The sequence below is a fragment of the Bacteroides sp. 44_46 genome, from assembly GCF_001915465.1.
GTDB classification, from domain to species: domain Bacteria; phylum Bacteroidota; class Bacteroidia; order Bacteroidales; family Bacteroidaceae; genus Bacteroides; species Bacteroides clarus.
This window is the reverse complement of sequence record NZ_MNQO01000018.1, coordinates 374,875-391,285: the sequence shown is the minus strand read 5'-3', so window position 1 is coordinate 391,285 and position 16,411 is coordinate 374,875. Positions and strand designations below refer to the sequence as shown.

11 protein-coding genes are annotated in these 16,411 nt (G+C 41.8%); 7 read left to right on the top strand and 4 right to left on the bottom strand.

The features are described 5' to 3' along the window. Positions 1-103: 103 nt before the first annotated feature. Positions 104-2,425: a heparin/heparin-sulfate lyase HepB gene (gene hepB / locus BHV73_RS11115; RefSeq protein ID WP_286738321.1), complete on the top strand. Its 2,322-nt coding sequence runs from the start codon at positions 104-106 to the stop codon at positions 2,423-2,425. Positions 2,426-2,434: 9 nt separating this feature from the next. Here hepB and BHV73_RS11110 read toward each other — a convergent pair whose 3' ends face one another. After that, positions 2,435-2,926: a 3'-5' exonuclease gene (locus tag BHV73_RS11110; RefSeq protein ID WP_009122179.1), complete on the bottom strand. Its 492-nt coding sequence runs from the start codon at positions 2,924-2,926 to the stop codon at positions 2,435-2,437. Between the two features lie 219 nt (positions 2,927-3,145). Here BHV73_RS11110 and BHV73_RS11105 point away from each other — a divergent pair, with 219 nt between their 5' ends. From BHV73_RS11105 to BHV73_RS11080, 6 genes are all read left to right on the top strand, one after another. Beyond that, positions 3,146-3,610 carry an HU family DNA-binding protein gene (locus BHV73_RS11105; RefSeq protein WP_009122178.1) on the top strand — a complete coding sequence of 155 codons (465 nt, stop codon included), beginning with the start codon at positions 3,146-3,148 and terminating at the stop codon, positions 3,608-3,610. Positions 3,611-3,859: 249 nt separating this feature from the next. Further along, entirely contained in the window at positions 3,860-7,336 is a 3,477-nt protein-coding gene (locus BHV73_RS11100; RefSeq protein ID WP_286738319.1) for a TonB-dependent receptor, read from the top strand. A gap of 26 nt (positions 7,337-7,362) precedes the next feature. Further along, a complete protein-coding gene (locus tag BHV73_RS11095; RefSeq protein ID WP_286738317.1) occupies positions 7,363-8,904 on the top strand; it encodes a RagB/SusD family nutrient uptake outer membrane protein in 1,542 nt (513 codons plus the stop codon). Continuing rightward, positions 8,894-10,366 (top strand): DUF4832 domain-containing protein, encoded by a 1,473-nt coding sequence (locus BHV73_RS11090; RefSeq protein WP_229097113.1) that lies wholly within the window; start codon positions 8,894-8,896, stop codon positions 10,364-10,366. The genes BHV73_RS11095 and BHV73_RS11090 overlap by 11 nt, the downstream gene beginning before the upstream one ends. Before the next feature lie 4 nt (positions 10,367-10,370). Further along, complete coding sequence (locus BHV73_RS11085) at positions 10,371-11,489, top strand: acyltransferase family protein (protein WP_195500382.1); 1,119 nt, start codon at positions 10,371-10,373, stop codon at positions 11,487-11,489. A gap of 13 nt (positions 11,490-11,502) precedes the next feature. Next, positions 11,503-13,275: a cadherin repeat domain-containing protein gene (locus tag BHV73_RS11080; protein WP_286738316.1), complete on the top strand. Its 1,773-nt coding sequence runs from the start codon at positions 11,503-11,505 to the stop codon at positions 13,273-13,275. A 108-nt stretch (positions 13,276-13,383) separates the two neighbouring features. Here the strand turns inward: BHV73_RS11080 and BHV73_RS11075 are convergent, their stop codons facing one another. From BHV73_RS11075 to BHV73_RS11065, 3 genes are read right to left on the bottom strand one after another with little or no spacing between them, the layout of a single operon-like run. Continuing rightward, complete coding sequence (locus BHV73_RS11075) at positions 13,384-14,520, bottom strand: Gfo/Idh/MocA family protein (RefSeq protein WP_286738314.1); 1,137 nt, start codon at positions 14,518-14,520, stop codon at positions 13,384-13,386. Beyond that, on the bottom strand, positions 14,507-15,496 hold the full coding sequence (locus BHV73_RS11070; protein ID WP_286738313.1) for a FecR family protein: 990 nt from the start codon (positions 15,494-15,496) through the stop codon (positions 14,507-14,509). Before BHV73_RS11070 ends, BHV73_RS11075 begins: the two co-directional genes overlap by 14 nt. A 34-nt stretch (positions 15,497-15,530) precedes the next feature. Beyond that, positions 15,531-16,127 carry an RNA polymerase sigma-70 factor gene (locus BHV73_RS11065; protein WP_118045265.1) on the bottom strand — a complete coding sequence of 199 codons (597 nt, stop codon included), beginning with the start codon at positions 16,125-16,127 and terminating at the stop codon, positions 15,531-15,533. Positions 16,128-16,411: the final 284 nt, after the last annotated feature.

Below are 16,411 nucleotides of genomic sequence, written 5' to 3'. Positions count from 1 at the left end.
TAAATAATTATTTTTGCTTTACATTTACAGAGGATTAAGTGCAGTCCGCCCCACTGAAACGGATAGACAAACAACTACTTATTAATATACCAAACGAAAAAACATGAAAAAAAGTATTCTATTTATCACGAGTCTTTTCCTCTGCATTTTCTGTCTGAAAAGCAATGCCCAACAAAGCCGGACAGAAGTCACCTGGGAGAAGATGGAAGATGTCACAGTGCCCGTTCCACCGCAAGTACATCCCCGGCTTTATGTACGTTCCGCCGATTTGCCGGATTTAAAGAAACGGATGAACCATCCGCACGTAAAGGAAGTTCTGGCTACCCTGACAAAATTAGGCAAAGACCGTACGCCCGAAGAAGAAGCGAAAGTTAAGGACAGAGGTTTCCGTTACTATTTCGAAATGCGTGGCGTAACCAGCCGCGTACAGGTGCAAGCGCTCGACTACCTGGTATACGGTGATAAGAAACAAGCCAGAAGCGCCATTACCGCCATGCTGGACACACTTCAGAACGTCAATTATGGGACAAAGGGAGACCTGTCACGCGCCAGCGGTGTGATGCTGACCTGCGGCGCAATGGTATACGACTGGTGCTACGACCAAATGAAAGAGTCTGAGAAAAAAGCTTATATCGAATCGTTCATCCGCATAGCCAAAACAATGGAATGCGGTTATCCGCCCCGCAACAACGAACCGATTGCCGGACATTCCAGCGAATGGATGATACTGCGGGATATGCTTTCCGCCGGCATAGCCATCTACGACGAATATCCGGATATGTACAACTACGTAATAAAGATGATGTTCAAGGATTATCTGCCGGTAAGAAACTACATCTACTCCGGACACAACTATCATCAGGGAACAAGCTACGTAAACGTACGTTTCAGCAATGACCTCTTCTCTCTCTGGATTCTGCAGCGTATGGGTGCAGGGGCCATATACAGCCCAGCACAGCAGTTCGTTCTGTATGACTTCCTCTATCGCCGCCGTCCCGACGGACAAGTAATGCCGGCCGGCGACACCAATCCCATCAGGAAAAACACACCGTCCTATTCGCTGCCCGCCATGCTGGCGTCCAGTTTCTACAAAGACAGCTATCTGGCATACGAATACGAACGCAAGCCCAACATCGAACGCCACTGTCTCATCTTCGACATCCTGTGGAGAGACTTCGATTTGAAAGCCAAAGCGCCCGATGACTTACCGCTGACACGCTACTCGGGAAGTCCGTTCGGCTGGATGATAGCCCGTACGGCATGGGACAAGAACAGTGTGATTGCCGAAATGAAAATAAACGAACAGTTTGTCGGTAACCACCAGCATATGGACGGCGGTTCTTTCCAATTGTATTACAGAGGCCCTCTGGCTATCGATGCGGGAGCCTATCAGGGAAGCTCCGGCGGATATAACAGCCCGCACAACAAGAATTTCTTCAAACGTACCATCGCGCATAATTCTCTGCTGGTATATAATCCCGACGAGAAATTCGCCTGCTGGAACTATGGCGGAGGCGGCAAGACCGAATTTGCAGCCAATGACGGCGGACAACGTATGCCCGGCGACCGTTGGGAAACCTGCCGCTCATTCAAGCAACTGTTAAGCAAGGAATATACTACCGGTAAAGTCCTGGGACACGGATTCGGACCCGACGCCTATAAGCCCGACTATTCCTATCTGAAAGGCGACATCACTCAAGCCTATACAGAGAAAGTAAAAGAGGCCAAACGCTCTTTCGTTTTCCTGAATCTGCACGCTGCCGAGGTTCCCGGCGCGCTGATCGTATTTGACAAGGTAGTATCTTCCGACCCGCAATTCAAGAAGTTCTGGCTATTGCACAGTATTGAAGAACCTGTAATAGAAGGAAACCACTTCACTGTTCGGCGCACGAAGAACGGCGATACGGGAATGTTGCAAAACCACGTATTGTTGCCCGAAACGGGAAATGCCCAAATAGAAAAAGTCGGCGGTAAAGGAAAAGAGTTCTGGGTATTCGGGACCAACTATCCGAATGACGCACTGCCCAACCGCCCCGATGACGCCAACGAACGAGGAGCATGGCGTGTGGAAGTATCTCCGGCCGCTCCCGCCACCGAAAACTACTTCTTGAACGTAATGCAGGTTGCGGACAACACTTGCAAACAGATGAATAACGTGAAACGCATTGACGCGGAGAAAGTGGTAGGCGTACAAATAGCCGACCGGGTCGTTACCTTCAGCAAAGACAGCCGGCCTTTGTCCGGCAAAGTCGATATGACAGTGGACGGAAACGCTACCATGAAATTCGTCATCACCGACCTCATTCCGGGAACATGGCAAATAAAGAAAGACGGGAAAGTGTATATCCCCGCCATGGAGGTTCGTTCGGACGACGGTATTCTTTCTTTTGAAGGTACTGCCGGTCATTACGAGTTTCTGCGCTAAACAGATATTTTAAATAACCTGCCTGGCTATCCAAGCACAGGCTTCCGCATCGGCCAGCGCATGGTGGTGTTGCTCTAACCGGTAACCGCACCATGCCGCTACCGTATGCAGTTGATAATCGGGAAGTCCTTTAATGGCACGGCGTGACGCCTGTAAAGTGCAACGGAAATCATAGTCGGGATAATCCATGCCATAAGTACGAAATACCGCTTTCAGGCAACTTTCATCGAACGCTTTGTTATGTGCCACTAATGTCAGTCCCTCGATACGAGGCGCGATTTCCTGCCATACTGTCGGAAAAACAGGTGCACAGGCCGTATCTGCCAGGGTCAGACCATGTACACGCGTATTCCAATAAGTATAATATTCCGGTTCGGGACGAATCAGACTGTAATAGTTGTCTACAATTTCTCCATCCCGCACAATGACGACACCGACACTGCATACACTGGTACGTTGCTCATTGGCCGTTTCAAAATCTATAGCGGCAAAATTCTCCATGAAGCGATTTATTTATGTTATCTCCTAAATTATTTTTCAGAAAGTTATAATCAGTTGGTAATTAAAGTGCTATACAGACTTTTATAAGACTTTATAGATACAAATGCGACTATCTAAGTACATTTAAAGCACCTGTCCGTTTTGGCATGTTGTAACTTCGCACTGTGATCACAAAGATATAGGATTTCGAAGTAACAACCATTAAAAACAAAAAAGATTATGGCATTCCGTTATGTAATTAAAAAAAGAGTTTTCGGTTTTGATGAAACCAAGTCTGAAAAGTATGTAGCCGCTTCATTCTCTGTGGGAGAAATCAGCTACGATAAATTGTGCGACCAAGTTACGAAAGAAGGTATGGCTCCGCGTGGTGTAGTAAAAATGGTTATGGACGGACTGATTGATGCGCTCAGCACTTACGTCAGTCTTGGAGCAACCGTAAAATTAGGAGATTTCGGCACTATCCGTCCGGGACTGAACTGTAAAAGCCAGACTGAAGCCAAAAACGTAACCGCCGACAGCATTTACCGACAGAAACTTATTCTCACTCCGGGGAAAAGACTGAAAGATATGATAAAGGGCTCCGGCGTAACACGTATCTCAACTAACGGCGAGGACATTACGGCGGGCAACGGCAACAATGGCGGCGGTGGCAATAGCGGAGAAGAAGAAAATCCGTTGGGATAAAAATCCGTGAAATTACAGATGTACATAAATTAAGATTTCTGTAAAAAAGCCTGTATCCGATGTATAAAATCACATTGGGTGCAGGCTCTATTATCCAATCGCCATTTTAACATACCTCAACATCCCCAATCGCTACTATATGTTTTACAACACAAAAAAAACATGAGTATTTTTTTGTTCAACCGCCTCTTTAAATAATATAACGAGATTACTTTAAAACCTTAGTTAAACAATTAAAATTCTATGTGTATGAAAAGAGCACGAAAGGAGCGGCTTATATCAACAAGTCTGATACGAAGACTATGTTTAAGCCTATTGCTTCTATTTGGTGGATGGGCATCCTTACCTATGTATGCCCAAAAAGCAGTTACTCTCAATCTAACGAATCAGCCTTTCTCTACCTTTATCAAACAGGTAGAACAACAAACAGACTACAAATTCTTCTTCGAAGAACAAAGCGTAGACGTAGATCGGCTTGTCAATGTGAAAGCGCAGAATCAAGATATAAAAGTAGTGCTGGATAGAGTCTTGGGCGGCACAAACCTTACCTACACAATCGCTAACAAGAAAATCCTTCTGAAAAAACATGAAAGCCAAAAGCCTCAAAAAGGGAAAGCGCTTCCTCATGAAATCAGCGGAAACGTGATAGGAGAAGACGGGAGTCCTATGATAGGAGTCAGCATTCAGGTTAAAGGAAAAGCCGTAGGTACCGTAACCAATATAGACGGTAACTACCGTTTAGTGCTTCCCAATAATAGCGATGCTATTGTTGTTACCTATGTAGGCTACGTGCCACAAGAAATTTCATTGAAAAATAATAACTGGCAAAGAATAGTCCTTAAAGAGGATGCCAATATGCTTGACGCTGTTGTGGTGGTTGGTTATGGTACCGTAAAGAAGAGAGACTTAACAGGAGCCATTTCAACTGTAAAAGCGGACGAAATGGGTCTTACCGGCGTATCTTCTATCGGTCATGCCTTGGAGGGAAAAGCAGCAGGTTTATATGTTCGTCAAAACAGCGCTCAGCCTGGTGGCGGTCTTGATATTCTTGTACGTGGTGCCGGTTCCATCAATGCCAATAACGACCCGCTATATATTGTAGACGGATTTCCAATAGCCAAATTAGACCAAATAGCTTCTTCGGACCGCAAAATGGATCCGGGTACGCAAGGTGTACTCAACTTTCTGAACCCTAATGACGTAGAGTCCATCGAAGTCCTGAAAGACGCCAGTGCGACATCTATCTATGGAGCACGTGCGGCCAACGGTGTAGTAATCATTACTACCAAACGAGGAAAGGAAGGAAAAGCAAAGGTCAGCTACTCTTATAATTATTCTTACCAGAAGTATTCAGATACCTATGATTTGCTTTCACTGCCGGAATGGATGGAAGAAAAAAACAGAACGACTTGGGAACTATGGGTGTGGAATAACAAAGTAGCTCCCTGGGGTAGTAAATCTTTGGAAGAAGCATTAGCGTCGCCTGTCAACGGTATCAAATACAGCCGCCCATATACGGAACAGGAAATAGCCAATGCCGGAGCTGGTACAGATTGGTTAGGATTAGTCACCCGCAACGGGCACATCCAAGAACATAACATCAATCTGCAAGGTGGAAGTCAGGGTACCCAATATATGTTGTCATTCAACTATTTCAACCATGAAGGTATCATACGTAACTCGGGAATGACCCGCTACACAATGAAAGCCAATATTGACCAAGAGTTCCTGAATATATTTAAAGCCGGATTAAATCTTACCATGACCCGAATTATCAATGACAATACGCAGCTTGGTTCGGACAAATGGGAAAACTCAGGTCTGATTCGTTCTGCAGTCGAAATGGGTCCTCAAATCCAAGCCTATGACCCTGCAACCGGTAAATATCCGACCAACCCGCTGGTTGGTACACGTCCTAATCCTTATTCATTATTGAATAATGTCGACCGGGGTAATACAGACCGCTTATTAGGAAATATCTTCATTGAAGCCCGCCCGTTGGACGGACTGACATTACGCGTTAATGCGGGTATAGACCGTGCAGCACAAAGCAGAAAAACGTATCAACCCAAAAGTACATTAAACGGATATAACCTGCAAGGAGTAGCCAGCGTATACAGCATGGACAACAATCAGTATTTGCTTGAAGCCACAGCAACCTATCTGAAAACTTTCGCAAAAATCCATAAAGTCAATTTACTGGCAGGAACTTCTTATGAGCAGTTCAATTATGAAGGAGTGAATGCCGGCAACAATAACTTTCTGACAGACGGATTTATTTACAATAATCTCGGCGCCGGTGCAGGAAACAAAATTGTAGGCTCAGGCAGCTCGGAAAATAAGATGCTTTCTTACTTCTTCCGTGCCAATTACATTTTAAAAGACCGCTATTTGTTAACAGCTACTTTACGCTCTGACGGCGCCAGTGTATTCGCAAAAAACCACAAATGGGGATATTTTCCTTCTGTTGCTTTAGGATGGACTATCAGTGAAGAAAACTTCATGAAGAAAACTACCGATTGGTTGAGTATGCTGAAACTGAGACTCAGTTGGGGACAAACCGGTAATGCAGACATCAGCACTAATGCTTTTGCAAGCTATTATGCTCAAGAGGCTTATAACAAGGAAGATAAGTCCAAGCAAATAGGTGTATTCCAAGGCCGTCTTGAAAATCCTGACCTAAAATGGGAAACTACCACCGAATGGAACGTAGGACTTGATTTCGGTTTCTTCAACAGCCGTATCAGTGGTTCGATAGAATATTATTATAAGGTTATCTCAGACCTTCTGAACTATAAACCTTTGAATTCCTATCAAACCATAACCCAAGTTATTGCAAATATCGGAAAAACACAAAGCACCGGTGTAGAAGTAACATTGAATACTAAAAATATTGTTACGAAAGACTTCTTCTGGTCTACCGACCTTACTTTTACAAAATACAAAGACCGTTGGAAAGAACGTACTCCGGATTGGAAACCAGCCGTATACGAACAATATGATGCGCCCATCAGAGCCATCTACTCTCGCCGTGCCGACCACATTCTGCAAATAGGCGAAAAAGTACCTGATGCACAACCTCTGTTGGTTCCGGGACAATTGGTAATCAAAGATATCAATGGTTATGTACGTGATGCAAACGGTGACCCGGTAGTGGATGAAAACGGCCGTTTTCAACTATTAGGGCACCCCGATAATATCATTGATGATGCCGATATGGAATTAATCGGTACCAGTGACCCCGGCTGGTTAGCAGGTATGACAAACACCTTTAAATATAAAGATTTCGACCTCAGCTTCCATCTAAATGGAATGTTCGACCGTATAATGGAAGACCCTACCGCCATGGAATATGGAATATCCGGTGACGGTATTGCACGATATGGCTTGAATGCTCTCCGCTCTGTTAAAGACCGCTGGACTTGGGACAATCCATCCACAACCAATCCTAGTACGTTCCAAGGCTGGGAAAACACTTATAGTTCCGGTGACTTCTACTACCAAAAAGCATGGTTTATTCGTATGCAAAACATCACTTTAGGGTATACACTGCCAAAACATTTACTGGCAAAAACCAAAGTTATCTCCAACCTCCGCATACATGCCAGTGTCAACAATGCTTTTATCATCACTCCATATGATGGTTTAGATCCTGAAACGGATTATTACACCGCTTCATATCCTAATGCGAGAACATTCAGCTTTGGAGTTGATATCTCATTCTGATATTCCTAACGTCAAAACACAATATTATGAAACGATACATTAAAACATATCTTACAGCCATTGTATTTATATGTACATGTCTGAGCAGTTGTGTTGATCTCGATCCTGTAGATTATTCCGAGATCAATCCTTCTAACTTCCCCCAAAGCGAGGAAGATCTAAAAGCCTTAGTACTGTCCTGTTACTATCCGCTCCGTGGTAACTGGTGGGATGGTATACATTCTCCTTCAGAACGCGGAGTCATGTTCGTTAATGATGCGACTACAGAAATCCTGACCCAGACATGGGGAACAGCCTATGATTGTTCGTTGCTAAACTTCTTTCCGGAAACCGAAGGAGTAACATTCTTTTATTACGAGAACAAAGAACCCTACGGATTTGCCAACAAAATCAGCCGTTGTACACTTGTTCTTGACCAAATTGAAAAAAGCGCATTGTCTGACGAACTAAAAGCCAGATATGGAGCAGAAGTAAGATGTGCACGCGGTATGCTTTCTTACATTTTATTCGATATGTACGGCCCTTTGGTAATTGCACCGATTGAGGTCTTACTAAATCCGCTGGAAGAAGCTCCTCTGCCGCGTCTGTCTCATGACGAAATGATTAAATTCATTGAAGATGACTTGCTATTTGCAGCAGACTATCTTCCTTATCCCGGAGCTACGGAGTACGGTAAGTTCAGTAAAGGATTAGCGAAAATGTTGCTTATTCGCCTTTACCTGCATGAAACAGTGAATAATAAAGAATATTATACTAAAGTAGAGACCTTGGCTCGTGAATTAATGGATTCCAAATATGGCTATCAATTAATGAGCGACTATCCTGCCATGTTTGAGCTTGGTGGACAAGGCAGTGCCAATAAAGAAATTATATGGGCAATTCCTTCTTCCGGCAAAGGCCCTAATATGAATCAATGGCATATGGGAGCCCTTCCCACAGATTTCAATCAAAATGGTATGGGAGCCGGTTGGGGTATTTGCACCAGTACATGGTGGTTTTATGATACATTTGAACCAAGTGACACCCGGAAAACTTACCTATTAGACCATTACACCAATGCAGCCGGAGAAGTGATAGACAGAAATACACCTAACTCTCCTCTTGCAACCGGTCCTATTCCGTTGAAGATAGGATATGACCCGGCTGTTCTAGGTTCTGGCGGCTACTCTGATATTGATGTTATCATTTATCGCTATGCAGACGTTTATCTTTCATTGGCAGAAGCTCTTGTTATGAAACCTGGGGCAAGTGCAAGTGATTATACTGAAGCGCTGAGCTACGTTAATAAAGTGCGTGCACGTGCCAAACTTAAAGACTTAAAAATGGATGATGTCAATACTCAAGAAAAGTTTATAGACTGTATTCTTACGGAAAGAAGCCACGAATTCTGGTGTGAGAACGGTCAATACCGTGCCGATCTGATTCGTCACGACAAGTTTGTACAACGCGCCATTGACGTTACTCAAACTCCTTATGCTAACAAATATAAAGAACTATACCCATTGCCTCTTTCCGTAATAACAGACGGTAAAGGACAAGTTAAACAAAACCCCGGCTATGACAAATAGAATCCTGAAAAAAAGCAGTTTAATAGCCTTATTGCCTTTTCTATTTATTTTAGGCATGACGGCATGCGGTGGTGATAACCATTCGAACACCGATGACAACGGTTCCGACAGTGACGGTAATGAAACCGTGATTGGTCCTGTAAAAACAGTAAGTTACATATCTGCGAATGATTTGTTTCCGAATCCGGAACGTGGTTTTTATAAATACACTGACAGTAAAGGTACGCCTGCTCTTTCCGAACAGGCATTACGTGAATACAGACAGAATAATGCCTCACTTATTTATCGTCTTTACTATTTGAAAGATTTTAAGAATGTACCGATCAGCGACGCATTCCTCTCGCAAATTAAGCAAGACATGGGAGTAGCCCGTAAAGCAGGAATAAAGATAATTCTTCGTTTTGCCTATTCAATAGCCATGGATGAACCGGATGCACCGCTTTCAGTCATTTTGCAACATCTTGACCAACTTAAACCCATTCTCCAAGAGAATAAAGATGTGATAGCTGTACTGCAAGCCGGTTTTATCGGTTCATGGGGAGAATGGTACTATACAACCAATAATTTGAATAACGATGCCGCCCGCAAAACCATTATAGACAAAATATTGGAAGTATTACCGGCAGAACGTACCGTACAAGTAAGAACTCCTAATTACAAACGCAACTATGTAGGAGTAAAAACAGCTATCCAAGCAGAAGACGCATTCAGCAACAAAGCTGTGGCCCGCATCGGACACCATAATGATTGTTTTATGGCAAGCGCAGATGATTACGGAACTTATACAGACGCAGCCGTTGACAAAAGCTATTTAAATACAGAAGGACTGTATGTACCTATAGGTGGAGAAACTTGTCCGCCTGACGGTGTAGATCCCGCCGACTGTGAAAAAGCACAAGCTGAAATGCGTAACCTCCGCTGGTCTTATCTTAATGAAGATTATTATAAAGGAGTTAATGATACCTGGATTACAGGTGGATGTATGGACGGAATCATCCGTGAAATGGGCTATCGGCTTGTTCTGCAAAAAGGGGAATTCTCCGAAAAACATGCTCCGGGTAGTGAACTATATGCAAACATCACACTACAAAACTTAGGTTATGCTCCTCCGTTCAATCCAAGAAAAGTTGAATTAATCTTACGCTCTAAAGACGGAAAAACCACTTATGTAGCTTCTTTACCGGATGATCCCCGCAAATGGCAACCTTACAAAAGTGCAACTATAAATGCAAAAGTCGCATTACCGACAGATTTGGCAGTCGGTGATTACAAACTGTATCTATATCTTCCAGATCCGGAGGACAGCATACATGACCGCCCGGAATACGCAATCAGATTAGGAAACAAGGATTGTTGGGAAGCAGAAACCGGATATAATGACTTGAATATAGATATTCAGGTAAGCGCATCTTCCGATCTGCCGGCAAGCCAATCATCCATTAAATTTACTTTAAAGAAATAACCTTATGGCAACTGCTAATAAACGTCTGGCTTCCCTAGACCTTCTAAGAGGCTTCGACCTATTTTGCCTCTTGATGTTTCAACCCATCCTCATAACTTGGTTAGAAATAGAAAATAGTCCGGCATTGGCTCCTATTACTAATCAATTCACTCATGTAGAATGGCAAGGTGTTGCATTTTGGGATTTGATTATGCCTCTGTTCATGTTTATGTCCGGCATTACTATTCCATTTGCCATGTCAAGATACAAACAAGGAGATATAGTAGACCATCATTTCTATTTACGACTCCTCAAACGTTTCTTTATTTTGTTCTTATTAGGCTGGGTGGTGCAAGGTAATTTATTAGCATTAGACATCAGGCAGTTTCATATTTTTGCAAATACACTTCAGGCCATTGCCGTAGGTTACGTAGTGGCAGCCTTGCTCTATATCTGGTGTTCTTTCCGTACACAAATTGGTATTACGATTCTGTGTTTCGTCACTTACCTGCTGATTTTTGCCACAGCAGGTAAGATGAATTATGAACCGGGAACCAATATTGCAGAAGAAATAGACCGATATGTATTAGGAGCACTACGTGATGGAGTTATCTGGACAGACGACACATGGAGTTTTACTGCATCTTATCACTACACATGGATATTAAGTAGCTTAAACTTCATTGTGACTGTAATGCTCGGAAGCTTTGCCGGTCATATACTAAGACTTCAGAAAGAGCCTATCCAACGTCTGAAAATACTACTCATAACAGGTACAGCACTTGTAATCACAGCTCTGCTGATGGATCCTATATTCCCAATTATCAAACATATATGGAGTAGTTCCATGACACTCTTTTATGGTGGTGTTTGCTTCTTGCTTATGGGTATCTTTTATTATTTAATAGACATCAAAGGCTGGAAGTACGGAATAGGCTGGCTCAAATATTATGGAATGAATTCCATAGCTGCATACTGCTTATTTGAAGTTGTAAATTTCCGCTGTATATCCGATTCTCTGTTTTTCGGACTGGAACAGTGGCTCGGAGTGTATTATCCGTTGGTTGGCATTTGTTTTCAATCAGCCATTGTACTATTGATTGTCAAATGGATGTACGACCATAAAATATTCCTTAAAGCTTAACCTTTAAAAAATTATGACTATGTCTTTAAAAAGATTTTTTATATTATCATTAGGTATTCTACCGCTATTCTTTTACGGTTGTGATGACGACAATCCGGCTAATGCAGACAATGCACCCAAACCGGAAATGGATATTATGATTTCTCCGCAAAGCGGACTCTCATACGGAGATAAAGTATCTCTTACAGGTACATTAACAGATGAAAAGAATCTCAAAATGTACACTATCCTTTTAAAAGATGGAAATGAAACAGAACTTTATCGTAAAGAGCAAATGTTACTTGGACAAAGTTTTCAGATGAACGAAACATTTTCCATTCCTCTTCCGAAAAACGCTGAAATAGGAGACTTCAAAGTGGAAATGATTTTGGAAAACAGCCGGGACGGAAAGGCCATACAAAGTTTTGATTTAACCTCATTACAAGTTCCGACTTTCAACAAATTGTATCTCTTATTGGGCAATAAGTCAGTTGTCGAGTTATTGCCTAACGGAGATGTATTTGAGGTTGAAGAAACTTTTCCTGCCAACGTAAAGGGTATTATCTCTCCTACCCCTGCCAACACAGGGCTATACTGGGGTACAAGCAACGGAGAAATTCAAACAATGGCAAAAGACTCCATTCTAATAGGCGGCGACATTGAAGCCTCTTGCAAAATTACATTTAACCCCAAGACATTTGAACTAACTTTCGGTGACAGACATGGTTGGACAGCTCTCCCTGCTACAGATAGTTATTATATCCTCGGTACAATTTCCGGCCATTGGCAAGATGGAGAAATCAAAGAGGAAAAAGCCAAAATGCGTATGCAAGGATATGAAAGCGGAAATTTACGCTACTACACTTGGTTCCCGCCTGAAGGTGAAGAGGTAGAAACCGGAATGTGGGGTTCCACAGCTGCAGGAACTTTCCAGCTAAAGAAAGCCGGAGAAGACAGATTTGTATTATGGGACGGAAATCAAATTGCAAGCGGTTCTGCATACGATGCCAGTAAAAGTTTCCCGGTTACTGCGGGTGGTGCCTTTGAGATTCGTGTTTATTTCGAAGAAGATGAATGCACTAAAGTTACTGTTATGAGTAACGAACGGACTCTTGAGTTCACCAATGAGCAAGTAAAAGCAAACGGTGTAGTCATGAGTAACGGAATAGACTTTGCCGGGGCACAATTACAATTAAAGAGTGGAACAAATTATATCTATGAAGGTGAAGTGGAATTAACCAAAGGAGAATCTATAACATCTAACACTGTAGATTTATCACTTTGTACTCCGAATAAAGATCTATTTGCAGGTGGCGGTAATACAAATTGGACTCTAACAGCCACTACCGGAAAATATTTTATCCAAATCGATGCTTTTAGTGGTAGTTCTTATGCCCGTCCGGCAAATGGATACCCCGATGCAATCTATATGTACGGTTGGAGTTGGGCACACTCAGCAAGTGGAACCGCTCAAAGCTGGCAACCAGAAAGTGCACTTCCCTTAGTACGCGTAGGAGATAGTTTTGTTTATGAAGGAACCTGTTATGTGTTCAGCTGGGCGGGAGATATAGCATTTATTCTAACCAATCCTACCGGTAATACGAAAGTGGAATTACCCAATGAAAACTTCGATGCCAATTCAAGCGTCTTAAGTGGAAACCCAACCCACTTCAGTTTACCGACCACTGAAGGCTATTACAAAATAAGTGTCGATTTAAAAGAGGGAATCACCATTTCAGAAGGTGAGCCAAGCATAGTGACTCCCAACGGTAGCAGTAAATTTACTCTAAGATATACCCTTCAATAGGTATTTTAATGATAAGCAATGCTTTAAATAGCACCATTAAAAAGGTCTGTCAGTGATGACAGACCTTTTTAAGTTAATGAGTTAGTACACAAGACTTCCAGGCTCTTACTAAAAGAAAATCGTTTGATTCTCAGCAATTGATTTCTTTGACCAAGGAGATACCGAAGTCCAAAAAGCGAGATCATTCAGTGTAGCCGGATATACAAGATTCCCTAGTAAGTCTTCTGCCAACACTCTCAACATGATATAATCCATGCCCTGATGATGAGCGTCGTGCAGCAGAGCGTCTTTACCCCATTGTTGCCAATAGAGGCTTTCATAATGTTCAATATAAGTACAATCAGATTCCCAAGTTTCATCCGGACTGACATTTTCCACATAAATCCTGCAATTATCCCCCTGCCATATAGCCTTCGTCCCTTGTATTTCAAAATCCAAACTACGAGGACGAGGTAAAGTCGTATCATGAATCAGTGAAATAAGAATACCCTTTTCTGTTTTTATCTGGGTAGAAATAATATCTCCCATCGTAATTCGCACACTCGTATCCCCATGTAAGTCTTTGATCCGCTGCAATAAACCGGCCGGCTTGGAAGCAAAAGAACTCAGTGATTGAAAATAATCCGTTCGATTAATGCCTGCAATCATACACAGAGGCGCCAACCCATGTGTAGGATAAAGATCTCCATTTTCACATTGATAAAACTTACTTCTCCAAACACTCTCCGTTTTCCCACGGTGCCCGATATTGCCAGCATCATCTAACAGCAAAGCACGTAAGTCATGCCGATAGCCGCCACGCATATATATAATTTCTCCGAACAGACCGGCATTTACCATATTACAGATAGCCAATATATCTCTCCGAAAAAGTGTATTCTCCAAAGGATAAACACGACATTTTCCTTGCTCTGCCAACTCAACCAGAGGTTGGTATTCGCCTAAATACAGTCCGCCTTTTATTTCCAAGGCAACATGACACTGTCTTTTCACACACTGTACCGCATGGCGGACATGAAACTGCCAAGGAGAGGTAACAAACACTAACTCCGGCTTATGCCGGTCAAGCATATTCAGATAATCATCGTCTCCATCATTATAGCAGGTAACTCCTGATATATCAACACCTTCAATACCCGGATCAGCAACTGCCACAACTTCAAAAACGGGAAAAGTTTGTAGAAGTTGTAACAACTGTTTACCTCTATATCCAACACCAATAAAAGCTGTCTTAATCTTCTCCATAATTCAACTTCTTTACTTTTACAATCTTTCGATTTACATCAATACAGTAAGACATTTGTGGAGTGATGCTGTCTAACGCGGCAAGAAATTCATTCAAACTTTCATCACGTAATGTAGCCTTATAACTCATTTTTTGTAATTCAGGAGCTATCTCAAATTTATATCCGAAATGCCTTGAAAGCTCTTCTTTCTTTTCTTCCAATGTATGTCCTTCGAAAATAATCTCTTTATGCTCCCAGGCATAAACATGTTTCAATGAACGTTGTTCCACTTGATAGGTTCCGGTCTGATTATCGTACACAAAACTCTCTCCCGGCTGAAGAAACGTATTCTTATTACTTCCGGCGACACCTATTTCTACTTTACCATGTTTCAATGTAACAACTCCCTCCGGATCGTTTCCATACGCCATTACATTAAAATTCGTACCTAATACACGAACATTATAATTACGGGTATGCACATAAAAGGGTTGATCTTTTTTATGCACTACATCAAAAATCGCTTCACCTTCCAACCGTACATCACGCGTATCATTCCAACCTTCTAAAGAATAAGTCAGTTTGGAACAAGCATTCAAAAGCACCGCGGTACCATCCGGTAAGATTGTTTTTGCTTGTTGTCCGATCTCTGTTTCCAAAGTAACTAATCCTCGTGGTACATCCAGTCCCGCATATATCATCCCTGCCGTCCAACCACCGACAATACACAAAAGAATAACAGCAGCAGAAGTCCATATATATTTCAATGAGAAATGTTTACCTGAGGATACAGTTTTTTTAGAGAGGTCTACTCTTTCCGAAAACAGCTTCCACTCATGTTCTGTATCAGCCTCTTTCTTATCTTTTTCGTAATTCAAGTATAGATAAGAGTCTTTCAATGAAAAAAGAAACTCCTGATTCTCTTTATTCTCACGCAACCAGGCAACCAACTGGCGTGTTTCATCATCAGTAAGTTCATTCTTCAAGTATTTCATAAAATAATCTTTATTGATATTGTTCATCATAGCATTATTTTAAAAAGTTCTTTACTAACAAGAGGAGTAATACTGGAAGATAATCCCGCATAGACTTCTTGATTTGTTTTAATCCTCTATATAACTGATTTTCAACAGTACGAACAGACAAGTTCAAAGCTATGGCAATTTCTTCACTTCTCATACCTTCATTACGGTTCATTCTGAAAATATTCTGACATTGTCTAGGCAATTTATCAAGTGCTTCTTGATACTTTTCACTTAGATCTTTGAAATACAGGTCATTCAAGATGTTACATTCCGGCGTATAATGAGAGAGTTCCAGTTCTCTCAATGCCACCTCATTCATATTAGAAAAATTATTGAGTAGTGAATCCCGTCGAATTTGTTTTAAACAGAGGTGTTTCATAATACGGAATAGATAAACACTTATTGCTTCCGGAGCGTTAATTTGAGTACGATGCTCCCAAAAAGCGATAAAGCATTCCTGAACAAGATCCTTCGCCTTATCCTCATCATGCAAAATTCCTTTGCAGAACATATACATTCTAGGGTGATACCTTTTGTACAACCATTCAAAAGAAGCCGTGTCTCCTTGTTGTATCTTAGAGAAAAACATGCGTTCTTCCATACTTTCCTCCTTCCTGAAATAGCTGCCTTATAATAGACATAGTGAGTTGTTTAAATTTAATAACAGGGATATAGAATCGGAGCATTAGAAAAAGAAGTTTTCAAATATAGATAATTCTACATTATCTACCAAGCAAAAAAGCCTTTTTATCTCCTAATCTATATCTTTTTGGATTCTCTTAAACAACGAATATAAACCAAATTGTTAATTATTACTTTATTTTCATATATATGTGAGTATTCCAACAGCCAACAGGTTCTTTTAAAAAAGAACCTTAGAGCATA